Annotated in this window: 23 protein-coding genes; 14 read left to right on the top strand and 9 right to left on the bottom strand. The window is 68.6% G+C overall.

Going from position 1 to position 24130, the window contains the following annotated elements:
* Positions 1-102 precede the first annotated feature (102 nt).
* Together DEJ35_RS05660 and DEJ35_RS05655 are read left to right on the top strand one after the other, a co-directional pair.
* Positions 103-468: a helix-turn-helix transcriptional regulator gene (locus DEJ35_RS05660; protein ID WP_071245119.1), complete on the top strand. Its 366-nt coding sequence runs from the start codon at positions 103-105 to the stop codon at positions 466-468.
* Entirely contained in the window at positions 465-2063 is a 1599-nt protein-coding gene (locus DEJ35_RS05655) for a methyltransferase (protein WP_258378438.1), read from the top strand. Before DEJ35_RS05660 ends, DEJ35_RS05655 begins: the two co-directional genes overlap by 4 nt.
* A 3-nt stretch (positions 2064-2066) precedes the next feature.
* Here the strand turns inward: DEJ35_RS05655 and DEJ35_RS05650 are convergent, their stop codons facing one another.
* A complete protein-coding gene (locus DEJ35_RS05650; protein WP_071245140.1) occupies positions 2067-2930 on the bottom strand; it encodes an NAD(P)-dependent oxidoreductase in 864 nt (287 codons plus the stop codon).
* A gap of 142 nt (positions 2931-3072) precedes the next feature.
* Between DEJ35_RS05650 and DEJ35_RS16980 the strand changes: the two genes are divergently transcribed.
* Genes DEJ35_RS16980 through DEJ35_RS05640 form a run of 3 tightly spaced genes read left to right on the top strand, consistent with a single transcriptional unit; the run spans position 3073 to position 5017 of the window.
* A complete protein-coding gene (locus tag DEJ35_RS16980; protein ID WP_146244758.1) occupies positions 3073-3861 on the top strand; it encodes a S8 family serine peptidase in 789 nt (262 codons plus the stop codon).
* On the top strand, positions 3858-4589 hold the full coding sequence (locus DEJ35_RS05645) for an SAR2788 family putative toxin (protein ID WP_111192239.1): 732 nt from the start codon (positions 3858-3860) through the stop codon (positions 4587-4589). The genes DEJ35_RS16980 and DEJ35_RS05645 overlap by 4 nt, the downstream gene beginning before the upstream one ends.
* Positions 4586-5017 carry a hypothetical protein gene (locus DEJ35_RS05640; RefSeq protein ID WP_110861070.1) on the top strand — a complete coding sequence of 144 codons (432 nt, stop codon included), beginning with the start codon at positions 4586-4588 and terminating at the stop codon, positions 5015-5017. The genes DEJ35_RS05645 and DEJ35_RS05640 overlap by 4 nt, the downstream gene beginning before the upstream one ends.
* Before the next feature lie 48 nt (positions 5018-5065).
* Here DEJ35_RS05640 and DEJ35_RS05635 read toward each other — a convergent pair whose 3' ends face one another.
* The gene (locus DEJ35_RS05635) at positions 5066-5656 is read right to left on the bottom strand and encodes a TetR/AcrR family transcriptional regulator (protein ID WP_110861068.1); all 591 of its coding nucleotides are present in this window, start codon (positions 5654-5656) and stop codon (positions 5066-5068) included.
* A 223-nt stretch (positions 5657-5879) separates the two neighbouring features.
* Between DEJ35_RS05635 and DEJ35_RS05630 the strand changes: the two genes are divergently transcribed.
* Positions 5880-8312, top strand: coding sequence for a glycoside hydrolase family 3 C-terminal domain-containing protein (locus DEJ35_RS05630; protein ID WP_181435526.1), 2433 nt, complete (start codon positions 5880-5882; stop codon positions 8310-8312).
* A gap of 478 nt (positions 8313-8790) precedes the next feature.
* Here the strand turns inward: DEJ35_RS05630 and DEJ35_RS05625 are convergent, their stop codons facing one another.
* Positions 8791-9804, bottom strand: coding sequence for an LLM class flavin-dependent oxidoreductase (locus tag DEJ35_RS05625; RefSeq protein WP_110861064.1), 1014 nt, complete (start codon positions 9802-9804; stop codon positions 8791-8793).
* Between the two features lie 122 nt (positions 9805-9926).
* On the opposite strand from DEJ35_RS05625, the gene DEJ35_RS05620 reads away from it, so the two are divergent.
* Positions 9927-12497 (top strand): RNA helicase, encoded by a 2571-nt coding sequence (locus DEJ35_RS05620; RefSeq protein WP_111192237.1) that lies wholly within the window; start codon positions 9927-9929, stop codon positions 12495-12497.
* Between the two features lie 154 nt (positions 12498-12651).
* Here the strand turns inward: DEJ35_RS05620 and DEJ35_RS05615 are convergent, their stop codons facing one another.
* The gene (locus tag DEJ35_RS05615; protein ID WP_110861060.1) at positions 12652-13173 is read right to left on the bottom strand and encodes a ribonuclease H; all 522 of its coding nucleotides are present in this window, start codon (positions 13171-13173) and stop codon (positions 12652-12654) included.
* A gap of 63 nt (positions 13174-13236) precedes the next feature.
* Positions 13237-14082 carry a LysM peptidoglycan-binding domain-containing protein gene (locus tag DEJ35_RS05610; protein WP_146244757.1) on the bottom strand — a complete coding sequence of 282 codons (846 nt, stop codon included), beginning with the start codon at positions 14080-14082 and terminating at the stop codon, positions 13237-13239.
* A 117-nt stretch (positions 14083-14199) separates the two neighbouring features.
* On the opposite strand from DEJ35_RS05610, the gene DEJ35_RS05605 reads away from it, so the two are divergent.
* Positions 14200-14538, top strand: a complete 339-nt coding sequence (locus tag DEJ35_RS05605) for a hypothetical protein (RefSeq protein WP_110861056.1) — start codon at positions 14200-14202, stop codon at positions 14536-14538.
* 5 nt (positions 14539-14543) lie between these two features.
* Here DEJ35_RS05605 and DEJ35_RS05600 read toward each other — a convergent pair whose 3' ends face one another.
* Both DEJ35_RS05600 and DEJ35_RS05595 read right to left on the bottom strand, forming a co-directional pair.
* A complete protein-coding gene (locus DEJ35_RS05600) occupies positions 14544-15362 on the bottom strand; it encodes an aldo/keto reductase (RefSeq protein ID WP_110861054.1) in 819 nt (272 codons plus the stop codon).
* 191 nt (positions 15363-15553) lie between these two features.
* Positions 15554-16759 carry an MFS transporter gene (locus tag DEJ35_RS05595; RefSeq protein ID WP_110861052.1) on the bottom strand — a complete coding sequence of 402 codons (1206 nt, stop codon included), beginning with the start codon at positions 16757-16759 and terminating at the stop codon, positions 15554-15556.
* A 355-nt stretch (positions 16760-17114) separates the two neighbouring features.
* On the opposite strand from DEJ35_RS05595, the gene nrdH reads away from it, so the two are divergent.
* The 6 genes from nrdH to DEJ35_RS05565 all read left to right on the top strand — a co-directional run bounded on the left by nrdH (position 17115) and on the right by DEJ35_RS05565 (position 22206).
* Positions 17115-17348, top strand: coding sequence for a glutaredoxin-like protein NrdH (nrdH, locus tag DEJ35_RS05590; protein WP_017886897.1), 234 nt, complete (start codon positions 17115-17117; stop codon positions 17346-17348).
* Positions 17349-17459: 111 nt separating this feature from the next.
* Positions 17460-17876 (top strand): class Ib ribonucleoside-diphosphate reductase assembly flavoprotein NrdI, encoded by a 417-nt coding sequence (gene nrdI, locus DEJ35_RS05585; RefSeq protein WP_027465945.1) that lies wholly within the window; start codon positions 17460-17462, stop codon positions 17874-17876.
* A 17-nt stretch (positions 17877-17893) separates the two neighbouring features.
* A complete protein-coding gene (gene nrdE / locus DEJ35_RS05580; protein WP_110861050.1) occupies positions 17894-19999 on the top strand; it encodes a class 1b ribonucleoside-diphosphate reductase subunit alpha in 2106 nt (701 codons plus the stop codon).
* A gap of 90 nt (positions 20000-20089) precedes the next feature.
* Positions 20090-21064, top strand: coding sequence for a class 1b ribonucleoside-diphosphate reductase subunit beta (gene nrdF / locus DEJ35_RS05575; RefSeq protein ID WP_017886894.1), 975 nt, complete (start codon positions 20090-20092; stop codon positions 21062-21064).
* Positions 21065-21294: 230 nt separating this feature from the next.
* Positions 21295-21633: a hypothetical protein gene (locus tag DEJ35_RS05570; RefSeq protein ID WP_111192235.1), complete on the top strand. Its 339-nt coding sequence runs from the start codon at positions 21295-21297 to the stop codon at positions 21631-21633.
* 39 nt (positions 21634-21672) lie between these two features.
* Positions 21673-22206: a hypothetical protein gene (locus DEJ35_RS05565; RefSeq protein WP_111192234.1), complete on the top strand. Its 534-nt coding sequence runs from the start codon at positions 21673-21675 to the stop codon at positions 22204-22206.
* A gap of 173 nt (positions 22207-22379) precedes the next feature.
* Here DEJ35_RS05565 and DEJ35_RS05560 read toward each other — a convergent pair whose 3' ends face one another.
* Both DEJ35_RS05560 and DEJ35_RS05550 read right to left on the bottom strand, forming a co-directional pair.
* A complete protein-coding gene (locus tag DEJ35_RS05560) occupies positions 22380-22703 on the bottom strand; it encodes a hypothetical protein (protein WP_111192233.1) in 324 nt (107 codons plus the stop codon).
* A 452-nt stretch (positions 22704-23155) separates the two neighbouring features.
* Positions 23156-24103: an AraC family transcriptional regulator gene (locus DEJ35_RS05550; RefSeq protein WP_146244756.1), complete on the bottom strand. Its 948-nt coding sequence runs from the start codon at positions 24101-24103 to the stop codon at positions 23156-23158.
* Positions 24104-24130: the final 27 nt, after the last annotated feature.

Here is a 24130-nt window from a genome sequence, read left to right as displayed (position 1 = left end):
CGCACCCCTTTCCATCTCCGTGCAGTACGACTGAATTCGTACCGCACTCGACCAGTTCGACGCAAGTCGTACAGCAAGCCGAACGGTGGTAGCGTCCCGTCCATGCCCGCGCACGTCGATGCTCCTGAACGGCTGCCGCAGCCGTCCGTGGCCGAGATGGACCTCCCGGTCGTGATGGACGCCCTGAGCGATCCGATCCGGCTCGCGATCCTGCACCGCTACCTGGTCGACGCGGCCGGGGGTGAGCGCAGCTGCGGCTGGGTCGGCATCGACCGGCCGAAGTCCACGCTGACCCACCACTTCCGGGTCCTGCGCGAGGCCGGTCTGCTCGAGCAGCACCTGGAGGGCCTGACCCGTGTCAGCCGCGTCCGCGTCGAGGACGTGCAGCAGCGGTTCCCCGGGCTCCTCGACCTGGTGCTCGACTGGCAGGTCCCCGCGGCGCTGCTGCGCGAGGGGATCGCGTCGTGAGCGCCGGCGCGGGCACCGGCGTGGACGCCGTGCACACGCTGCCGTCGATCGTCGCGGACCCTGCTGTCACCACGGCGCTCGCCGCGGACCTGACGGCGGCCGGCTTCACCGTCGAGCGGCTCGACTCGCTGTGGGGCGCCGAGGCCGCCGCATCGCTGCACCGCGGTTCGCGGGTCGCCGCGCTCCGTGCGCTCGCCGCCCGCGAGACCACGCCGCTCGGCACCCTGGCGACGCTGTTCGTGCTCGGCCTGCCGGTGGCGCGTGCCGAGGCCGCCGCGGCGTTCCCGACCGCCGGGCTCGACGCCGTCGTCGCCGCGGGTCTGCTGCGCAGCGACGGCCAAGGCGAAGGCGGCGGTGCCGACGTGCTCGTGCACCCCACCGTCGACCTACGCCCCTACGCCTTCGTCGACGACCTCGGCGCCGGCAGCTGGTGGATCGTCTCCGACCTCGGCGAGCTCGCCCTCGGGCACGCGATCAGCGAGGAGCACGTCCTCGGCATCGGCGGCGCCACCACGACGCTGAGCGGCCTGCAGGTGCCCGTCCCGGTCGAGCGGGTGCTCGACCTCGGCACCGGGTGCGGCATCCAGGCCATGCACGCGCGGCGCTTCGCCGACCAGGTGGTCGCCACCGACATCTCGCGCCGTGCCCTCGACATCGCCCGGTTCAACGCCCGACTCAACGGCATCGACGGCATCGACTTCCGGTTCGGCTCGCTGTTCGAGCCGGTCGCGGGGGAGCGCTTCGACCGGATCGTCTCGAACCCGCCCTTCGTCATCACGCCCCGTCGCGAGGGCGTCCCGTCGTACGAGTACCGCGACGGCGGCATGGTCGGCGACGCCCTGGTCGAGACGGTGCTCCGCGGCCTCGAGGCCCACCTGGAGCCCGGCGGCACCGCTCAGCTCCTGGGTAACTGGGAGTACCACTGGGGCATCGACGGCCTGGACCGTGTGCGTGGCTGGTTCGCCGACACCGACCTCGACGTGTGGGTGATCGAGCGCGAGCGGCAGGACCCGACGTCCTACGCCGAGACCTGGATCCGCGACGGCGGGACGAAGCCCGGCACGGCCGAGTTCGACACCCTGATGAGCGCCTGGCTCGACGACTTCGCGGACCGTCGCGTCACCGGCGTCGGTTTCGGCTACGTCGTGGTGCGTCGACCCCTGCCGGGAGGCCCGTCCGGCCTCCGCCGGTTCGAGCGCGTCCCCGAGACGCTCGGCTCCAACCCCGCGGGTCTCGGCGCGACGGTCGCCCGCGTCCTCGACGCGGCCGCCTGGCTCGCCGCGAACGACGATGCCGCGCTCGCTGCCGCCCACCTGTCGGTGGCCGGTGACGTCACCGAGGAGCGGTACTACTGGCCGGGCAACGACGACCCCACCGTGATGACCCTGGTGCAGGGCGGCGGGCTCGGGCGCCGGGTTGACGCGGACACCGCACTCGCGGCGTTCGTGGGTGCGTGCGACGGCGACCTGTCCGTCGCCGCGATCACCGGCGCGCTCGCGCAGATCACCGGCGTGGACGAGCAGGCGCTCGCCGCCGACCTGCTGCCGGCGGCGCGCGACCTGGTGCTCGACGGGTTGCTCGTCCCCGCCGCCTGACGATCAGGCGCGATGGTCGCGCCAGCTGTGCTCGGGCGTGTAGCCGAGGAGTTCGCGGGCCTTCTCCGACGACAGCAGCGAGCTGACGCCGTCGATGTCCGCACGGCGCTCGATGTCCGGCACGAAGCGTTCGACGAGCTCGATCGTCGGGGTGTCCATCACCGTGTCGGGGCTCGCGATGACGAACGCTTCGAACCCGGTGAGGTCGGCCTCGAGTGCCCGGCGGACGGCCTGGGCCCCGTCGCGGGAGTCGATGTACGACCACAGGTTGAACGTCTTCGCCTCGGGGGTGGCGTCCCACGGGAACGCCGGGTAGTCGGTCTCGTCCATCACGTTCGAGAAGCGCAGGCCGATCATCTTCAGTTCCGGGTCCCAGCGGGTGAAGTGGCGGGCCATCTCCTCTTCCACCGCCTTGCCGAGGGAGTACGACGACTGCGGGCGGACCGCGAACTCCTCGTCGACCGGCAGGTAGGGCGGGTGGTGCTCGCCCATCGGGATGCCGAGCAGGGTCTCGCTCGACGCCCACACGACGTTCTTGATCTTCGCGGCACGGGCGGCGTGGAAGACGTTGATCGACGAGGTCACGTTGTTCGTGATGAGGGCCACGTCGGGGACCTGCCCCGGGGCCGGCACCGCCGCGAGGTGCACGACGGCGTCGACGTGGTCGTACCGGTCGTCGATGCCGAGCAGGGCGTTCAGGACCTGGCCGTGGTCGGTCAGGTCGATCCGCACGAACGGGACACGCTCGGGCTTGTCGGGCGAGGGGACACGGTCGAGCAGGACCACGTCGTACCCGTGCGCATCGAGGTCGCGCACCACCGCTCGTCCGAGCTTGCCGCTGCCACCGGTCACCACTACACGCGTCATCGCGTCACTCCACATCGTCGTCGGAACACACCCTGGCGGGCACCGACCATCCTGCCCCGCCGCACCTGACGCGACCAGGCCCTGTCCGTACCCCGGACCTGACACAATCTGTCATTGCAAATTTCAACGCTCATATGCCAGTGTGGGCTTCGTGATTCGGCGAGGAACGATCGTTGCGGCGGTCGTGCTGTCATCGAGCCTTGCCGGCTGTTCGTCCGACCCGATGTGGGCACCGGCGGGTGAAGCCAGCGAGCGGACCATCGCGATCGTGGACGGCGGGATGACGCCATCCCTCGGGCGAACGGGTGCAGCACAAACTTGGATCGCGCCGAACCTTCCGGACGAGTCGCCTGATGGCCATGCTGACCTGCTCGCGGCGGCAGTTCTCGCCGAGTTCGGTGAGGGAACCCCATCACTTCTCGACGTACGAGTGGCGACGCCGAATCACCCCGCCACTCCGGACTCAATCGCCCAAGGCGTGGAATGGGCCGTCGGCAGTGGAGCCGACATCGTGTTGATCGCTCTGAGCAGTCGCTTCGACTCGGCCGCGCTTCGGGCTGCCTTGCGGAACGCGGATCGCAACGACGTCCTCGTGGTGAGCAGCATGCGAAACGAATTGATCGGTGCGAGGTCCTTCCCCGCTGATCACGAATCCGTGCTCTCGGTGTCCAGTGTGGATCACTCCGGGGCACGGGCGTCGACGTCGCCACGTGACGGCGACGTCAGCGCACTCGGTGTTGACGTCGACCTCGGCTCTGGCGGTGAGGTCTCCGGGACGAGCATCGCAGCCGCATCGGCCGTCGCCGCGGTGATCCGTTGTGCCGGGTGGCCTGTGTCCCGCGATGACTTGCTCCGCGATGCGCAGCGTCGTGGCGTCAAAGACGACCGCGGCGTTCCAGTGCTGCGGTGTACCGAAAGGAAGAACCAATGAAGCTCTCCAAGTGGACACCGCCCGTCGGCGTGTTGGTGACGGCGGTGATGGTGTTCAGCCTTGTCGCGCCCGCGTCTGCCGAACCCGTGGACCGTGATCCTGATGCGGCGGCCGTCGACATCTCCGTGGTGACGGAAGGGAATCCTGCTGGTGAGGCGTCCGTCTCCACCCAGATCGAGTCGGAACTCGGGATGGACGGTGAGGCTGTCGTCGCGATCGACGGCAACGTGATCGACACGGTGAGCGTTGAGACTGCCCAAGAGGGGGATGCGCTCGAGGACACGTACTCGATCAGCGACCTCGCGATCGTCGACGACGAGAACTTCTCCGCGCTCCTCACCTCGGACTCGACAGGTGAGACGCACTTCATCGACACGACAGCCACCGAAGCGCAGGTTCTGCCGCTGATCCTGGTGGTGCTTGCTCGTGTGGGTATCCAGATGGCCATCCGCCAGTTCTCGAAGGCCGCGATCCAGAGCGCCGCGAAGAAGTACGCGCTGTCCCTCACAACGTCGAAGTGGACTCATATCATGGCGCGGAAGCACAACTGGCGGTACGTGGGTGGTACGACACGTGCAAAGGTCGCAGACCTCATGAGCAGGGCTGTCGCGAACGGACGTTCAGCGAAGGCGCGTGACCACATCGACTACACGTGGCGATACAGCGGGCGGACGATCACCGTTCGGACGTCGACCGGCGGTCACATCAGCAATGGATGGGTGAAATGAGCGAGATAGCGAGCCTCGTCGACGGGGGAAGGATCGGTGATGCCGTCCGAGCCGCCCGCGGGCTCACCCCTCAGCGGGTCCGTGAACTCCTCTTTGCTTCTGGTGGGTTCATGCAGGACTCTGGCCCGTACGACGAGTTCTTCCGCCGCTGGTACGCCACGCTCGAGAGCCCGTACCTGCGGGCCGAAGCAGCGGATTGGTTCTGCCAGGCGTACCTGACCGAACTGGCCGACGTTCCTGGTGCGGAGCACTACGGAGCGGCCTTGTCGACGGATTCGAAGCGAGCGGTGCGTGACCACCTCGCGCGGGAGATGCGGGGCCGGAACATCTCAGATTGGTCGATGTCTCCGGAGGAACCCCTCTCGAAGACGCAGGTCCGCGCGTGGAGCACCGCGGCGGACGAACTCGCTGCCGTGCGCTTGCCCTGACCACTTGGCCGGCGGGAGGCTCGGTGCGGACGTGCGCTGCGCCTCCCGTCAGGCGGTGGGGGTGACCTGGGCGATCGCGAGGCGGGCGACGAGTTCGACGTGCTCGGCCATGTCGCGGGTGGGGTCGAAGAGCCACTGGATCTGCATGCCGTCGGACACCGCGAGCAGGACGCTGGTGAGCTCGTCGGGGTCGATGTCGGACCGCAGCCGTCCGTCCTGCTGCATGGTGCGGAAGTCGGCGGACAGGTCGCGGCGGCTGCGTTCGTAGCGCTCGCGGAAGTACTCGTGCGCCGGGTGCTCGGCGTCGGTGGCGGCCGCGGCGGACAGGTTGACGAACATCTGCACCAGCCCCGGGACCTCGGCGTTGTGCCGCACGATCGCGGCGAGCAGGGCTGCCGGGTCCGCGGCCTGCCAGTCGTGCGCGAGGTCGAGCTCGTCACGGCGGCGGAGGATCTCGACCCAGAGCTCGTCCTTCGAGTCGAAGTAGTGCAGCAGGCCGGCCTGGGTCAGCTCGACGGCGTCGGCGATGTCCTTGATGCTCGTCCGCCGGAAGCCCTGCGACGCCACGAGGTCCAGCGCGACCGTGAGGATCTCCTCGCGCTTCGCGATGCCCTTTGCGTACGAACCCCGTCGTGCCATGGCCAGACTGTACCGCCCACAGGAGACCCAGAAAACCAAGCAACGGTTGGTTTTGGGTGGTACGGTGCAGGAGCTGCCAGCGCGGGCGGCGAACCCGGTGGATGGTGGGTGTGGGCGACGAGGCCCCGGCTGTCCAGGCGGCGCCCCGCGGCCCTGAACGAGAGGACCGACCACCGTGACCACCGTGAACGACGCGAGCACTGCCTCCAGTCCGGCGACGCCGATGACCGAGCGCATCGATGCGCTCCTCGGCCAGCTGACCACCGACGAGAAGGTGCAGCTGCTCACCGGACGTGACTTCTGGACCACCTGGCCCATCGAGAAGATCGGGCTGCGCCGCATCCTGATGTCGGACGGTCCGTCGGGTGTGCGCGGCGAGGTGTGGGACGAGCGGGACCCGTCGCTGAACCTGCCGTCGGCGACCGCGCTGAGTGCGTCGTGGGACCGTGCGATCGCGAAGCGCTACGGCGCCGCCGCCGCGGTGGAGGCCCGCCGCAAGGGCGTCGACGTCGTGCTCGGCCCGACCATCAACCTGCACCGGTCCCCGCTCGGTGGCCGGCACTTCGAGGCGTTCAGCGAGGACCCGGTGCTCACCGGCGACCTGGCCGCGTCGTACGTCGACGGCGTGCAGGAGAACGGTGTCGCCGCGACCCCGAAGCACTACATCGCGAACGACTACGAGACCGACCGCTTCACCGCGTCGACCGAGGTGTCGGACCGTGCCCTGCGCGAGCTGTACCTGCTCGCGTTCGAGAAGGCCGTGACCGAGGCGCACGCCTGGGCGATCATGTCGTCGTACAACGCGATCAACGGCGTGACGGCGTCGGAGAGCGACCTGCTCGAGACCCCGCTCAACTCGGAGTGGGGCTTCGACGGGATCGTCGTGTCCGACTGGACCGGTGTGCGTTCGGTGGACTCGGCGAAGGCGTCGCAGGACGTCGCGATGCCCGGGCCGAACCCGTGGTGGAGCGAGGGCCCGCTGCTCGCAGCCGTGCAGTCCGGCGAGGTGCCGATGGCGGCGATCGACCGCAAGGTCCGCCGGATCCTGACCCTGGCCGCCCGCGTCGGCGCGCTCGAGGGCTTCGAGCCCGTCGCCGCGTCGCCCGTACACGTCGAGGACGGCATCGCGTTCGTGCGCGAGGCCGAGGCCGAGGGCACGGTCCTGGTCCGCAACACCGGTGTCCTGCCGCTCGACGCCCCTGCCGTGTCACGCATCGCGGTGATCGGGCACAACGCCGACCAGGCCCGCACGCAGGGCGGTGGCTCGGCCACGGTCGTGCCGTCGCAGGTCGTGTCACCGCTGGACGGCATTCGTTCAGCGTTCCCCGGCGCGAGCGTGGACTACGCGATCGGCGCCGTCGTGCAGGAGGGCATCGCAGAGTTCCCGCTGTCCACCATCACGAACCCCGGCACCGGGGAGCCCGGAGCCCGGATCGCCTTCGTCAAGGACGGCGAGGAGCTGTTCGTCGAGGACCGCCGCGCGACGGCGTTGTTCTGGTTCGGCGGCGACGCCCCGACGCGCGAAGCCGACCGGCTCGACATCACCACCACCTACACGGCGGAGTCGACCGGGACCGTGCGGTTCGGCATCGGTGCGGCCGGACGGTCACGCATGTGGATCGACGGCGAGCTGCTGCTCGACGAGGACGTGCCGTTCGAGGGTGACCAGCTCGGTGCCGCGTTCCTCAACCCGCCGGCGCGGTCGGTGCCGGTCGAGGTGACGGCGGGGCAGCAGGTCGCGATCCGCATCGAGTACGACGTCGTGCAGGACGAGACGCTCGGTGGGGTGCTGGCGTACCAGTTCGGCACCGAGCCGTCGGACGACGACCCCGCCGTGCTCATCGAGGCCGCGGTGGACGCAGCCCGTGGTGCGGACGTCGCGGTCGTCGTGGTCGGCACGAACTCGAAGGTCGAGTCCGAGGGCTACGACCGGTCCTCGCTGGCACTGCCCGGCCACCAGGACGACCTGGTGTGCGCCGTCGCCGCGGCGAACCCGAACACGGTCGTCGTCGTCAACGCCGGGTCACCGGTCGAGATGCCGTGGCGGAACGACGTCGCCGCGGTGCTGCTGACCTGGTTCGGCGGGCAGGAGTACGGCAACGCCCTGGCCGACGTGCTGACGGGGGCGCAGGAGCCCGGCGGTCGCCTGCCCACCACGTGGCCCGTCGCGATGGCCGACGTCCCGGTGCTCGACGTCACCCCCGTGGACGGCAAGGTCTCCTACGACGAGGGTGTCCACGTCGGCTACCGAGCCTGGCTGCGGGCCGGCACGGAGCCCGCGTACCCGTTCGGGCACGGCCTCGGCTACACCACGTGGTCGATCGAGGGCGTGTCCACGACCCCGACCGTGCGCGAGGGTGACGCCGTCATCGTCACGGCGACCGTCGCGAACACGGGAGACCGCGCCGGCAAGCACGTCGTGCAGGTCTACGCGTCCCGTGCGGAGTCGGGGGTCGACCGCCCGGTGCGCTGGCTGGTCGGGTTCGCCCCGGTCCGGCTCGCCGTGGGCGCCTCGACGGAGGTCTCGATCGAGGTCCCGGCGCGTGCCTTCGCCCACTGGGACGGCTCGTGGCAGTACGAGTCGGGGACCTTCACGCTGCACGTCGGCGCCTCGGTCGTCGACGACGCCGGAACCGCGTCCCTCGAACTGGAGTGACGAAGTCGTCCGGTTTCCGCGCAGCTCCCAACTCCATTCAGTAACATCGTTCTGCGCGAGTCGGCTGGTTACCGTCCGCGCACGCACCGACTACGGGGTCGCTGGGTGAGCGACTCGGTCTCCTGATCCGGCCGTTGTTGCCCTGGCCTCCCCGGTGCGTCCCAGAATGCGTCCCCGCGTCCGCGCGGGGACGCATTCGTCGTTCCGGCGCGGAACCGCCTCGGTGAACCGGTTGACGCACTTCGTCCCGCATCGGGAAAACGAGTGACACTTGGTCAACTTTCTACGTCCCGGGTGCGCGGATCGGTGTGACAAACCGCTCGGTAGGTGGAACGATGGGTGCACCATCTCGTACGGATCAGGGACGAGATGGTCATCCGGTCGGGCTCTGTGAGACTCACCAACTCGTCCAGAGCCCACCGGATGCCCTTGACTCTCGGTGGCAGGCTCGCAGTGATCAGGCCCGCGGTGCCGGTGCTCAGGCCCGCAGGGCGGGTGCGATCTCCTCGGCCACGATGCGCAGGATCCGCTCGTGCGCCGCACGGTCGCCGTTCGCCGGCAGGGTGATGACGAGTTCGTCGGTGGCGGTGACAGCCGGGTCGGTGAGCAGTGCGTCGACGATGGCGGCCGGCTCGCCGGACAGGACCTTGCTGAACCGGAACGGTGGCGTGCCCGAGAGCGGCCGGCCCTCGTCGTCCATGCCCGATGCGTAGCCGGTCAGGAACTCCTGGTGCACGGCGCGGTCGTGGTCGTCGAGGAGCGGCACGACGATCCGGCCCACGGCGACCTTGGACTCGCGCTGCGGGTGGAGCTCGGCGAAGCGGTCGCGGTAGGCGGCGATCTGGTCGGCCTGCGCCTGGGCGAACGGCGCACCGGTGTCCTCGGTGTTCAGGGTCGAGCAGTGCAGCAGGAGCCCCTTCTCGGCTGTGCGGACCGCCGTGCCCATGCTGCCGCCGCCCCACCACACGCGGTCGCGCAGGCCCGGACTGAGCGGCTGCAGGGTCAGGTCGGCCCCGGCGGGGATGCTCTCGTAGCCCTTGCCGGCACTGCCGAGGGGCTCACCCTGCAGGACCTCGAGCAGGCGTGCGGCGCGCGCCTCGGCCTCGTCGCGGAAGCTGCGGTCGACCGTGCCGAACACCGGGTCGAGGATCGGGCCGTACCCGGCGATGCCCGTGCTGATGCCGAGCTGCACCCGGCCGCCGCTCAGCAGGTCGACCGTGCTGGCGTCCTCGGCCAGGCGCACCGGGTCCTCGTAGCGCATGCCGAGCACGGCGGTGCCGAACGCGATGCTGCTGGTGCGCTGCGCTGCGGCCGCGAAGAAGGTCATCGGGCTCGTCAGGTACGGCTCGAAGTGCCGTCCGCGCACCCAGCCCGTCCCGTAGCCGAGCGACTCGGCGGTCTCGAACAGGCGCAGCCCGTCCTCGAGGGCGCCGGCGGCGCCCCCGGTGCCACCGTGGTTCGGGACGAAGGAGAGGAAGCCGAGTTCGCGCATGACGCGAGTCTATGCGCACGTATCGAAATGAGCCCGAGTCGGTGACCGGGCGGACGGGAGGCCCGTGGCGGCGCCGCACCGGGCCTCCCGTCCGGCACATGCGCACCTGGGAGGATGGGCACATGACCGACGTCACCACCGTGCCCCCGCTCGTCGCCGCGATCCCGGCGGCGGTGGACGGCGTCGTCGACCCCGACGAGGTCTACGAGGCCTTCGCGGACTGGGCCGCCGAGGGCGGCCGGCCGCTGTACCCGGCGCAGGACGAAGCGGTCATCGAGCTCGTCTCCGGCGCGAACGTCGTGCTGAGCACGCCGACCGGCACCGGGAAGTCGCTCGTCGCGGCCGGCGCGCACTTCGCGGCGCTCGCCGAGGGCAAGCGGAGCTACTACACGGCGCCGATCAAGGCGCTGGTGTCCGAGAAGTTCTTCCAGCTCGTCGAGCTGTTCGGTGCGCAGAACGTCGGCATGGTCACCGGTGACTCGAGCGTCAACGCCGACGCGCCGATCGTCTGCTGCACCGCCGAGATCCTGGCGAACCTGGCCCTGCGGCAGGGGCCGGACGCCGACGTGGACGTCGTCGTCATGGACGAGTTCCACTTCTACGGCGACCCCGACCGCGGCTGGGCGTGGCAGGTGCCGCTGCTCGTGCTCGAGCGTGCGCAGTTCCTGCTCATGTCGGCGACCCTCGGCGACGTCACCACCATCGCTGACGACCTGTCCCGACGCACCGGACGGCCCACCGCCCGCGTGACCGGTGTCTCGCGACCCGTGCCGCTCGGGTACCAGTACGTGATGACGCCCGTGCAGGAGACGGTGGAACGGCTGCTCGAGGAGGGCAAGGCGCCGATCTACATCGTGCACTTCGCCCAGGCCGCAGCCCTCGAACGGGCGCAGTCGCTGATGTCGGCGAAGGTCGCCACGCGCGAACGCCGTGACCAGATCGCGGACGCCATCGCCGGCTTCCGGTTCAGCGCCGGGTTCGGACAGACCCTGTCGCGCCTGATCCGGGCGGGCATCGGCGTGCACCACGCCGGCATGCTGCCGAAGTACCGACGGCTCGTCGAGCAGCTCGCCCAGCGCGGCCTGCTGCCCGTCATCTGCGGCACCGACACCCTGGGCGTCGGGATCAACGTGCCGATCCGATCCGTGCTGTTCACCGGGCTGACGAAGTTCGACGGCACGAAGATGCGCCAGCTGTCCGCGCGGGAGTTCCACCAGATCGCCGGTCGTGCCGGACGCGCCGGGTACGACACCGAGGGTGACGTCGTCGCCGAGGCACCCGAGCACGACATCGAGAACGCCCGCGCCGTCGCCAAGGCCGGCGACGACCCGAAGAAGAAGAACAAGATCAAGCGGAAGAAGGCGCCCGAGGGCTTCGTGTCCTGGGGGCAGGCGTCGTTCGAACGGCTGATCGCAGCCGAGCCCGAGCCGATGGTCTCGCGCATGCGGATCACGCACGCGATGGTGCTGTCCGTCGTCGCCCGTGGCGGGGACGCCTTCGCGGACGTCCGGTCGCTGGTCTACGACAACCACGAACCGCGCTCCCGGCAGCTCGCGATGGCCCGGCGGGCACTCATCATCGCCCGGACCCTCATCAACGCCCGGGTGATCGAGAAGGTCGACGGTGGCTATCGTCTGACCGTCGACATCGCGCCGAACTTCGCGCTCAACCAGCCGCTGTCACCGTTCGCGCTCGCCGCGTTCGAGTTGCTCGACCCTTCTTCTCCCACCTATGCGCTGGACATGGTGTCCGTCGTGGAGGCCACGCTCGACGACCCGCGAGCGATCCTGTCGCAGCAGCAGTTCAAGGAGCGCGGCGAGGCCGTCGCCCGGATGAAGCAGGAGGGGATCGAGTACGAGGAGCGGATGGAGCTGCTCGAGGAGGTCACCTGGCCTCGCCCGCTGTCCGAGCTGTTGGAGGCCGCGTACGAGGCCTACGCCGCAGAACAGCCCTGGGTGCTCGACTTCCAGCTGTCCCCGAAGGCCGTCGTCCGCGACATGTACGAACGCGCGATGACCTTCGGCGACTTCGTGCGCTTCTACCAGCTCACCCGCTCCGAGGGGCTCGTGCTCCGCTACCTGTCCGACGCGTACCGGACCATGCGGCAGACCATTGCCGAGGAACAGCGGACCCAGGAACTCGACGACCTGATCGAGTGGCTGGGCGAGGTCGTGCGGCAGACCGACTCCTCGCTCGTCGACGAGTGGGAGGCGCTGCTCAACGGCGACGTCCTGCTGGCCTCCGAGGAGCACGAGGAGATCGCGCCGCCGCAGCCCGCACGGCTCACCGGCAACCCGCGGGCGTTCCGGGTGCTCGTGCGCAACGCCCTGTTCCAGCGGGTGCTGCTCGCCGCCGCCGACGACATCGACGGGCTCGGGGAACTCGACGCGACCGTCGGCTTCGACCGGTCGGCCTGGGACAACGTGCTCGAGGAGTACTACGAGGAACACGACACCATCGGCACCGATGCCGACGCGCGCTCGATGCAGTACCTGGTGCTGGACGAGAGTGGTGCCACGGCGTCACCCCGGGTCTGGAAGGCACGGCAGATCTTCGCCGACCCCGAGGGCGAGAAGGACTTCGGGTTCTCGGCGACGATCGACCTGGACGCCTCGGACGAGGTCGGCGAGGCCGTCGTGCGGGTCACCGAGATCGGGCGGTTCGACGGGTGGGCCGAGGTCGACGTCGACTGAGCGGGGCGGGGCGTGTCGGCTCGGGGCTCGGGGCCGCTCCGGCGTGGGGGTCGCCGCACCACGACCACCACGCGCTCGGGCGTCGACCCGGCGTCTGGGGACCAGATCACGCAGCAGGAACGGCGCGACGGGACCTACTGACCGCCCGGAAGGGTCAGAAGAGGGTCGCGGGCGGGGTCGCGTCGGGCAGCGCGGACGGCTCCGCGACTTCGGCTCCCGGCCAGCCCGGACCGTGCGGCACGTCGGTGCCGTTCTGGAACGCGGTGGCAGCGCCGCGGGCACGGACGTCGGCAGCTTCGTTCATCTCGTGACCGACGTGGCCGCGGACCCACTCGAACGTGACCTTGCGGCCCTGCAGTTCGGCGTCGAGTTCCTTGATGATCTCGACGTTGAGGACCGGCTTGCCGTCGGCCTTCCGCCAGCCCTTGCGCTTCCAGCCGGCGAGCCACTCGGTGCAGGCCTTGATGGCGTACTGGCTGTCGCACAGGATGTGCAGCGGCTCACCGGTGTCCTTCGTGGCGCGGAGCAGCTGCAGGACGGCGGTGAGCTCGCCGATGTTGTTCGTCGCACGGGGCCAGCCGCCGGCCGCCCACCGGTCGTCGTCGACGTACCAGGCCCAGCCGGCGGGGCCGGGGTTGCCGAGGGCTGAGCCGTCTGCGGCGGCGACGATCGTCACGATGGGACCTCCTGGTGGTGCCGAGTGCTGGTCAACCGTAACGGACCGGCCCGGCCCCTCGGCTCAACGCCGAGCGGGGTCGATGTTGAGCGTGCTGCCCTCGAGCAGCCAGTCGTCGGCGCGTTGCTCCATGTAGGGGTTCATCCACTGCACCTGCGCCGGCGTGACGCCGAACCGCTCCGCGACCGTCGAGAGCTCGTCGCCGTGGGCGACCAGGTAGTTCGCCGGTCGGCCGTCGACGTCGGTGACGATGCCGTAGGCGCCCGGTCGGTCCTTGCCGACGGCGACCCGGAGGTCGGGGTAGGGGCTCGGGATCTTCCACGTGAGGTCGGCGGCGGCGAGCACGGACCCCGCCCACGGGCGCTCGGAGGAGTCCTCGTCGGCCACCGTCGCCGGCACGAGGACGACACTGCGCAGGTAGTCGGGCCGCGGGCCGGACTGCCCCATCGTGAACGAGGCCGGCGGGTGAACGGCGTCCCACTCGACGAAGTCCCGTACCAAGCCGTCCTCGCCGTCGAGCGGCTTCGCGGGCCGGTGTCGGAACTCCAGACGCATCGGCTGCGGATTGGTCGTCCGGTAGTGGGACAGCTGCGCGTCGAAGGTCCCGTTGTCGTTCGCCACGACGCGGACGTGGATGCTCGTGTCACCGCTCGGCGAGACGACGTCGGTCTCCGCCGCCACGGTGCCGGCGGGCAGGGCCTGCTCGGGCTCGTGCTCGGGCTCGGTCTTGGTCTCGACCCGATCGGTGTCGCGCGTCGGATCCGGCGCGGGCTCCGCCGTGCGTTCGGCCGCCTGTCGCGTCGGCGTCGGGATCGCGTCGTCGCCGCCGAACGCCGTGCACCCTGTGAGCAGCAGCCCCACCAGGGCGGAGCCGATCACCGCGGTCGTCGCGGTCCGTGTTCGTCCCATCGTTCCCCCTCGTCGGCAGCGTAGCGGGCGCGAGGGGCGTCATCGAGTGCGGGGAGCGGACCGAGCCGGACTCGTTACACGGGCCGAGGACTAGCGTCCGCTGCAGGAGGAAACACCATGAGCGACAGCATCCCGAACGCCCCCGGCCCCGAGCCGTCCGACGACCGAGCACGCAACGACGCGCTCCGCGACGCCGCTCACAGCGACGACGTCGACGGGGTCAGCGACCGCGAGCAGCGGGCAGCCGACACGTCGTACAGCCCGTCGAGCGAGCGTGAGATGGACGCATCCCAGACGAAGCAACGCGACGACGCCGACCTGCGTGAGGACGGCATCGACCCGTCCAGGGTCATCGCGGCCCCCGGGACCGGCGGTGCGGACGACGCCGGCGACGTGGAGCCGGAACCCGGTGACCTGCACCTGCCGTGGCAGTCCGAGGAGGACCGCCGGGGCTAGCTCGGCTACGACACCGAGTCCGGGTGGGAGCCCGTCCGCTGCCCGGACTCGAGCGTCGCGATCGCCGCGAGCTCGTCGTCGGTGAGCTCGAAGCCGTCGACGTCGAGGTTCGACCGGATCCGTGACGGCGTGACCGACTTCGGCAGCACCACGACGCCTTGCTGCACGTTCCACCGCACGAGCACCTGCGCCACGCTCACGCCGTGCGCGTCGGCGATGCCCGTCAGCACCGGCTCGTCGATCAGGCGCCCACGACCGAGCGGCGACCACGCCCCGGTGACGATGTCGTGCTGCTCGTGGAACGCGATGAGCTCGCGCTGCGGCAGCCACGGGTGGCGTTCGACCTGGTTCAGCGCCGGCACCTCGCCGGTCTCGTCGATGAGCCGCTGCAGGTGCGGCACCTGGAAGTTCGAGACACCGATGCTCCGTGCCCGCCCCGACTCACGCAGTTCCACCAGCGCACGCCAGGTCTCGACGAAGCGGTCGTTCGCGGCGGCCGGCCAGTGGATCAGGTAGAGGTCGACGGCGTCGAGCCCCAGCCGCTCGAGGCTGCCGTCGAACGCCCGCAGGGTCGTGTCGCGCCCCTGGTGGTCGTTCCACACCTTGGTCGTCACGAAGACGTCGTCACGGTCCACCCTGGAGGCGCGGATCGCGTTGCCGACGCCGGTCTCGTTGCCGTACATCTCGGCGGTGTCGACGTGCCGGTAGCCGGCGTCGAGGGCGAGACCGACCGCCGTCTCTGCTTCGGCATCGTCGACCTTGTAGACGCCGAAGCCGATCCCGGGGATCGAGCGGCCGTCGCGCAGGGGGACTGAGGTGACCATGCACCCATCCTGCCGGTGCCTGGCGGGCGCGCGCCGGGCCTCCAGGCCATCTGTGGAGAACGCGACCCGTGCGCCGGGCGCACGTTCCTTCCCATACCGACCGCGATGGCAAGTGGAAACGGGCGTACCTGGTCAGAACTTTCGACCAGGTACGCCCGTTTCGACCAGGTACGCCCGAAACAGCCCGCCGCTCAGGTCGGCAGGTGCACCGGCTCGGTGTCGGGGAGCGGGCTGGCGTCACGGCCGCGCAGGTCGGGCAGCCAGCTCCGCATCGCCAGGGGGAGCAGCACGCCCAGCCCGGCCATCACTGCGCCGACGGTGAAGCCTCCGACGGGGCCGCTGCCGTCGATCAGGAACCCGGCGATCGCCGAACCGCCTGCGGCACCGATCAGTTGGCCGGTGCCCATCCAGCCGTAGGCCTCCGCCGTGTCGGAGAACTTGACGGTGGCGGAGACCGAACCGAACATCACCGCGAGGGCCGGTGCGATGCCCACACCCGCGATGACCAGGGCGAGGCAGAGCCACCAGAAGCCCGTGCCGCCGAGCGCCAGGGTGAGGCCGACGAAGACGACCGCCATGCGCGTCCACAGGGTGTTGCGCGAGATCGGGCGGTGGCCGAACGCCAGGCCGCCGGCGAGCGAACCGACCGCGAACACCGCGAGGACGATGCCGGCGTTCGGGCTGCCCTCGCCGAAGACGCTGGTGACGCTCGCCTCGACCGCGGCGCACGCTCCGATCAGCAGCAGGCCGGTCAGGGTGGCGACGACGACCGAGGGGCGCTTCAGCACGACACCGAAGGCGCGCTTCGATCGGGGGATGCGGACGCGGCCGAGCTCGGGGGAGGCGATGAACCACGCGCCGCCGACGACCAGGAACACCATCGCGACGACGATCGCCTCGACCGTTCCGACCTGGGTGGCGACGAAGGTGGTGATGACCGGGCCGGCGACCCAGATGAGCTCCTGCGCGCTGGCGTCGAGGGAGAAGAGGGGCGTGAGCTGCGCCGACGTCACCATCTTCGGGTAGATGGTGCGCACCGCGGGCTGCACGGGCGGGACCGCCAGGCCGCCGAGGAACCCGACCACCACGTACCCCCAGAGCGGCATGTACACGAACGCGATGACCACCATGCTCACGAGCGCGACGATGCTCGTCAGGATGAGGACGGGGCGCATGCCCCAGCTGCCCATCCACCGGCTGGTCAGCGGCCCGGCGATCGCCTGCCCGATGCTCGTCGTCGCGAGCACCAGCCCGGCGGCGCCGTAGGAATCGAACACGTGCTCGACGTGCAGCAGGTACGCCAGCGACAGCATGCCGAACGGGAACCGTGCGGTGAGCTGTGCGGCGATGACACGACCCACGCCAGGGGTCTTCAGGAGGGGCCCGTACGTACTCACGAGACGAGTGTACGGACCGGCCGGAAGGGGCTGTCCCCCGTCCTGGGGAGGGGCGGTTCGCGACACGCCGATGCGCTGATTCCACACATGTGGATCGGGACTGTCCACCGGTGTGGGGAAGTGTCGGTGGTCGGCCGGAGACTGGCGGAATCTCGGGCCTCCCGGGAATCCACAGACTGTGGAGGACGTTGTGGAGAACTACATGGCTGTAACACTTCCTCTTGTGGTCGGTGCTGTGGCTAGCCACTAGATGTAGTGTGGAGGCATCGCAGCGGCCCCTCCCGGACACGACTGCGGACAGACATCAGCACCACCTCCACAGCACAGCAGAAACCAGTAGGAACCAGGGGAGAACATGGCCGTCACCGTCTACACCAAGCCGTCCTGCGTCCAGTGCACCGCGACGTACCGGGCCCTCGACAACAAGGGCATCGAGTACGAAGTGCACGACGTCTCCACGGACGAAGCAGCGCTCGAGCACGTCAAGAGCCTGGGCTACATGCAGGCCCCCGTCGTCGTCACGGACGACGACCACTGGTCGGGCTTCCGCCCCGACAAGATCGCGACCCTCAGCGCCGAACTGGCGTAGTCGTCTCCCGTCCTGCGGACGGTCACCCCGGTCCCGTTCAGGAGGCCCGGCGATCGCCCGCAGGACACCCGCCGGTCCGCCTGTTCCGCACCTTCTCGAGAGGAGCGCACCATGAGCCGATTGGTCTACTTCTCGAGCGTGTCCGGGTACACCGCGCGCTTCGTCGAGAAGCTCGGCCGCGACGCGGACCGGATCCCGCTCTACCCGAGCGAACCGTTCCTGCACGTCGACGAGCCCTACGTCCTGGTCCTGCCCACCTACGGTGGCGGCAACGGCGAGGGTGCAGTCCCCAAGCAGGTCATCAAGTTCCTCAACGACGCCCACAACCGCTCGCTCATCCGCGGCGTGGTGGTGGGTGGCAACACGAACTTCGGCGAGGCGTACGGCCTCGCAGGGGACGTCATCGCGCAGAAGTGCAACGTCCCCCTTCTGTACAGGTTTGAACTCTTCGGGACCCCTGACGACGTGTCGGCGGTCAACTCAGGATTGGATGCATTTTGGACGCAGCAGTTGCAGACGTCGATCTGACGTCGCCGCAGACGGGGATGGACTACCACTCCCTCAACGCGATGCTCAACCTCTACGACGCGGACGGGAACATCCAGTTCGACAAGGATCGTGAGGCCGCCAAGCAGTTCTTCCTGCAGCACGTCAACCAGAACACCGTCTTCTTCCACAACCTGAAGGAGCGGCTCGACTACCTGGTCGAGAACGAGTACTACGAAAAAGCCACGATCGACATGTACTCGCTGGACTTCATCCAGCGACTCAACGACCTGGCGTACTCGAAGAAGTTCCGGTTCCAGACGTTCCTCGGCGCGTTCAAGTACTACACGAGCTACACGCTCAAGACGTTCGACGGCAAGCGCTACCTCGAGCGCTTCGAGGACCGCGTCGTCATGACCGCCCTCGGCCTGGCCCAGGGCAACGAGCAGCTCGCCATCGACCTGGTCGAAGAGATCGTCGCCGGCCGCTTCCAGCCCGCGACCCCCACGTTCCTCAACACGGCGAAGGCACAGCGCGGCGAGCTCGTCTCCTGCTTCCTGCTCCGCATCGAGGACAACATGGAGTCGATCTCGCGCGGCATCAACTCCTCGCTGCAGCTCTCGAAGCGCGGCGGCGGCGTGGCCCTGCTCCTCTCCAACATCCGCGAGGCCGGCGCCCCGATCAAGCAGATCGAGAACCAGTCCTCGGGCATCATCCCCGTGATGAAGCTGCTGGAAGACTCCTTCTCCTACGCGAACCAGCTCGGTGCGCGTCAGGGTGCCGGCGCGGTCTACCTCAGCGCACACCACCCGGACATCATGAAGTTCCTCGACACCAAGCGCGAGAACGCCGACGAGAAGATCCGCATCAAGACGCTGTCCCTCGGCGTCGTCGTGCCGGACATCACGTTCGAGCTCGCGAAGAACAACGAGGACATGTACCTGTTCTCGCCGTACGACGTCGAGAAGGTCTACGGCGTCCCCTTCGGCGACGTCCCGATCTCCGAGAACTACCGCGCGATGGTCGACGACTCGCGCATCAAGAAGACGAAGATCAAGGCGCGTGACTTCTTCACGACCATCGCCGAGATCCAGTTCGAGTCGGGCTACCCCTACATCGTGTTCGAGGACACGGTGAACAAGGCCAACCCGATCAAGGGTCGGATCAACATGTCCAACCTGTGCTCGGAGATCCTGCAGGTCAACACCCCGACGACCTTCAACGAGGACCTGTCCTACAAGGAGATCGGCAAGGACATCTCCTGCAACCTCGGCTCGCTGAACATCGCGCTGACGATGGACTCGCCCGACTTCGGCAAGACCATCGAGACCGCCATCCGCGGCCTGACCTCGGTCTCGCAGATGTCGCACATCACCTCGGTGCGTTCCGTCGAGGACGGCAACGACAAGTCGCACGCCATCGGCCTCGGCCAGATGAACCTGCACGGCTACCTCGCTCGTGAGCGCGTCTACTACGGCTCCGAAGAGGGCATCGACTTCACGAACATCTACTTCTACACGGTGCTGTTCCACGCCCTTCGTGCGTCGAACAAGATCGCGATCGAGACGGGCGAGACCTTCGACGGCTTCCGCGACTCGAAGTACGCGTCGGGTGAGTTCTTCGACAAGTACACCGACCAGACGTGGACCCCCGCGACCGCTCGTGTTGCCTCGCTCTTCGACAACGCGAACATCACGATCCCCACGCAGGACGACTGGAAGGCGCTGAAGGCGTCCGTCCAGGAGCACGGCATCTACAACCAGAACCTGCAGGCCGTCCCGCCGACCGGTTCGATCTCGTACATCAACCACTCGACGTCGTCGATCCACCCGATCGCGTCGAAGATCGAGATCCGCAAGGAAGGCAAGCTCGGCCGCGTCTACTACCCGGCGCCGTTCATGACGAACGACAACCTGGACTACTACCAGGACGCGTACGAGATCGGCCCGGAGAAGATCATCGACACGTACGCCGCGGCGACGCAGCACGTGGACCAGGGCCTGTCCCTGACGCTGTTCTTCAAGGACACCGCCACCACGCGTGACATCAACAAGGCGCAGATCTACGCATGGCGCAAGGGCATCAAGACGATCTACTACATCCGTCTCCGCCAGCTCGCGCTGGAGGGCACGGAGGTCGAGGGCTGCGTCAGCTGCATGCTGTAGAGCTGCCGCTCTGCTCCCTGGAGGCGCGGTGCCAACCCGCACCGCGCCTCCAGTCCGTCACTTAGTCACCATCTCTGTAAGGAACACACGTTGGTCGAGAAGCTGAAGCTCATTGATCGGGTCCAGGCCATCAACTGGAACCGCATCCAGGACGACAAGGACGTCGAGGTCTGGAACCGTCTCGTCAACAACTTCTGGCTGCCTGAGAAGGTGCCGCTGTCGAACGACGTGCAGTCGTGGAACACGCTGACGCCGGCCGAGCAGACCCTGACCATGCGTGTGTTCACCGGTCTGACCCTGCTCGACACCATCCAGGGCACCGTCGGTGCCGTGTCGCTCATCCCCGACGCGATCACCCCGCACGAGGAAGCCGTCTACACGAACATCGCGTTCATGGAGTCGGTGCACGCCAAGTCCTACTCGTCGATCTTCTCGACCCTCGCGTCGACGCGTGAGATCGACGAGGCCTTCCGCTGGTCCGAGGAGAACCCGAACCTGCAGAAGAAGGCGTCCATCGTGATGGACTACTACCAGGGTGACAACCCCCTGAAGCGCAAGGTTGCTTCGACGCTGCTCGAGTCGTTCCTGTTCTACTCGGGCTTCTACCTCCCGATGCACTGGTCGTCGCGCGCCAAGCTCACGAACACCGCCGACCTGATCCGCCTGATCATCCGCGACGAAGCCGTCCACGGGTACTACATCGGGTACAAGTACCAGAAGGGCCTCGAGACCCTCACGCAGGCCGAGCGCGACGAGCTCAAGGACTACACGTTCTCGCTGCTGTTCGAGATGTACGAGAACGAGGTGCAGTACACGCAGGACCTCTACGACGAGGTCGGTCTGACCGAGGACGTCAAGAAGTTCCTGCACTACAACGCCAACAAGGCGCTGATGAACCTGGGCTACGAGCCGATGTTCCCGAAGAACATCACGGACGTGAACCCGGCCATCCTCTCCGCCCTGTCGCCGAACGCGGACGAGAACCACGACTTCTTCTCGGGGTCCGGCTCGTCGTACGTCATCGGCAAGGCCGTCAACACTGAGGACGAGGACTGGGACTTCTGACCCTGGTCTGACTCGTGGGGACGCCCCGCTGGCTTCGGCCTGGCGGGGCGTTTCCGTGTGCTTCGAAGCTATTAGATCGCAGCCATAGTTGGGTTTCGTCAACTTAGGTTGCATCTCGGCCCGATTTTGGCATCCAACGTTGCGTGGAGCGTGCAACGTTGGGTGCCGACTTGCTCTCTCGCCCTCGTCGATGTGTGGACGCGCGAGTAGGTGCGCGGGACGTCGCTGAGATGTACCAAACCGCCCGTGCGTGGGAACCCGTCGACGAGGACCTGGCGCAGACCGCGCAGCACATGCGCGACGAGGTGCGCGACCGATACGGCGTCGACGTCGACGGCGACACCGTGCGCGGCGGCAACGAACTCATGCGCGACGCCCTGGTCACCGCGACCGCTCGATCGGACGAGGACCGCCCCACCGCTGAGGACCCCATGTGTCGCATGCTCAGCGACCTCGAGGAAGGCCGCGCCGACGCCCGCGCCGCCGTCGACCCGGTGTACCGGTCCGAGTGGTGGGACGAAGCGAGCGTCGCTGACATCGCGGCCGCGTACGAGGCGGCGCACGCCTAGGAGGACGTCGACACCGACATTGCCGCCCACGCACAGCAGATGCGGTACGAGATCCAGAACCGCTACGGCCTCGACGTCGAAGCGATGCACGATCGCCCCGACGCACTCGCCACGGCGGTCGCGGAGGTACGACGCGAGCAGGAGCCGTCCTCGGTGCGTGACGCGATGCGCGAGTTCGACGCGCAGCGCGACGCCGTGCGCGCCGGCGTCGGCGCGACCGCCGACGCCCGCTGGTGGGACAGCGCCACCCCGGAGCAGGTCGCCGCGACCTATGAGAAGGCCTCCGCGTGGGAGACGCTGGACCCCGAGGTCGCCCGGTCGGCCGAGCGGATGCGGACCGAGCTCCGCGACCGGTACGGCGATGTTTCTACGGCGGCTGGTTGCCGTCGAGCAGCTTTCCGAGAGGGCGGTACTCAGGGGCTTGCCGCCCGCGTCGCATCCCATCGGAACAACGACTCTTCGGAGGCGGTCGAGGCGCCCCTGCGATCACTACGCGAACCATGCGAAGGACAGGCGAACCCGGCTGGGTCCAAACTTCCGGGGCTGGGCGATCGCGCTCCGGCCCGAGCGTAGGGGGCGCTCCAGGGTCGGAGCGTCGATGCTCATGCGGGCCTGCGCGCGGAAGCGCGATCGGGTGTGGCTCGCTGACACTGAGCCTACGTGTCCCCCTTAAGGCGGACAAGCGGCACCGTCACCCCCATTCGAGTTGCGACTCCCAACGCGCTGGTGCGGGGTGAGCGGCTGGGTTAGTCCGCGTCGGTGAGGTCTGAGCGGGTGTCGGCGTGGATCGGTTCGTTGTGGCCGAAGGTTTTGGCGGCAGCACGTAGTCGTGCGACGAACTTTCGGTCTTCGACTTCGAGTTCGTCCTCGTCGGCGTCCTCGATGACGATCTCGCTGGACGGGCCGATCAGGATCTTCGTGGTCGTCATCATTCCGTCTTCTGCGACCGCGGGCACGTCGACGGTGTCGGCACGGTCACCGCCGGCGAGAGCGGCGGCGTACTCGATGACAGCATCGGCGACGTCGTCGCTGGTGAGGATCATGCTGCTGTCGTAGTGGATGTGCTTCATCAGATGCTCCTTCCACTGACATGAAACCGATCCCAGCTGTATGCGGGTGCAGTGCTCCGCCGCGCAGCCAGCCTGTGGCGGGGCGGCTAAGCGGGGTGGGTGCGGGAGCGCAGCCAGCGGGCGTGGGCCTCGATCTGGCTCCGCGCAGGTTCCAAGGAGCTGTGCGTTCCCGTGACCGCGTTGTCAGCACTGTGGGCGGAGTATTGGTCCGATCGCGTGACGTCGCCGAGGAGGGTGCCGTCCGAGCGGGACGCCGACCAGAGGTCAGCCGTCACTGGGGTCCAGACAATGTCACTCGGCATGGAAAGTGGCAACAGCATGCAGGGCTCCCTGTCGGGGCGAGAACGGTGACCCCGAGATCAGGCATCGGCGTGATGCTCCGCCCGGCGGCTTGACGCGCTACAGTCCGGCCACGACCAGCTGAGTAGCGCTGCACGCCGGACGAATCCGGGTCACCAGCCGCGGGCGACCTGTTTGGTGCGGCGGGGGAGCTCGCCGAACTCGTCCCGGTACGAGCCCGCGAATCGTCCGAGGTGCGCGAACCCCGCTCCACGCGCAATCTCCGCGATGGGCAGGTCGGATTCGGATTGCAGCTGCTCCCGCGCCAGGAGGAGTCGAATGCGTCGAAGGTAGGCCGACGGTGTGATGCCGTGATGCCGGCTGAAGGCAGCTTGGAGGCCACGGACGCTCAAGCCGGCAGCATCGGCGATATCGGCAACGGTGATCTGCTCAGTCGCGTGCTCGAGCAGGAACGTCTCAGCGCGTGCGAACCGGGCACTGGCAGCGGTCTGTGGGCTGGATCGTCCGACGGGCCAGTGCGGAATCGCCGTCAGCAGGCCGCCGGCAGCGAACCGGGTCAGCTCACGTTCCCGCTCCTCTGACACCTCCTCCGGTCCGGCGAGCACTTCGGCGGCGACCGCGCGGACCATCAGCCAAAAGGCTGCCAGTGTCGGCCCCTCGGGAACGTGCCGGGGCTGGAACTCCAACGGTCCTGGCGCCCAATCTCCACGCTCGGCAGCGACCTGCTCGACGGTCGCCCGGTCGATGCGGATGACATCTTTCTGGAACGACTCGAACCGGACCGGTTGCGGCGCGTTCCGGAACAGCATGGGCCGGCCGATCGGGACGCGGTGCCCGTCAACGGTGCCCCGTCCGGACTTCAACCAGACCAGCACCATCGCACTGTCCGGCTCGATCGTGCCCCTGACCACGCCACTGCAGGCCGTCGACTCCAGCGACAACAACCGCGTTCCACGCACCCGCTCCTCGAACGCGAACGTCGCACCACCCGGGTCCACCTCAACGCCGTGCGTCACATGCGTGCGCGCGATCGCATCCGCAGCGACAGCAGGGTCAGCGGTCTGGGCCACCCGTTGGGTGCGGCGCATCGGTTCGGTCACCTTCTGATGATGCGGCCAACTCGTCTT

It is taken from the genome of Curtobacterium sp. MCPF17_051 (assembly GCF_003234595.1).
Lineage (GTDB): Bacteria > Actinomycetota > Actinomycetes > Actinomycetales > Microbacteriaceae > Curtobacterium > Curtobacterium flaccumfaciens.
This window is presented reverse-complemented; position numbering and strand designations above follow the sequence as displayed.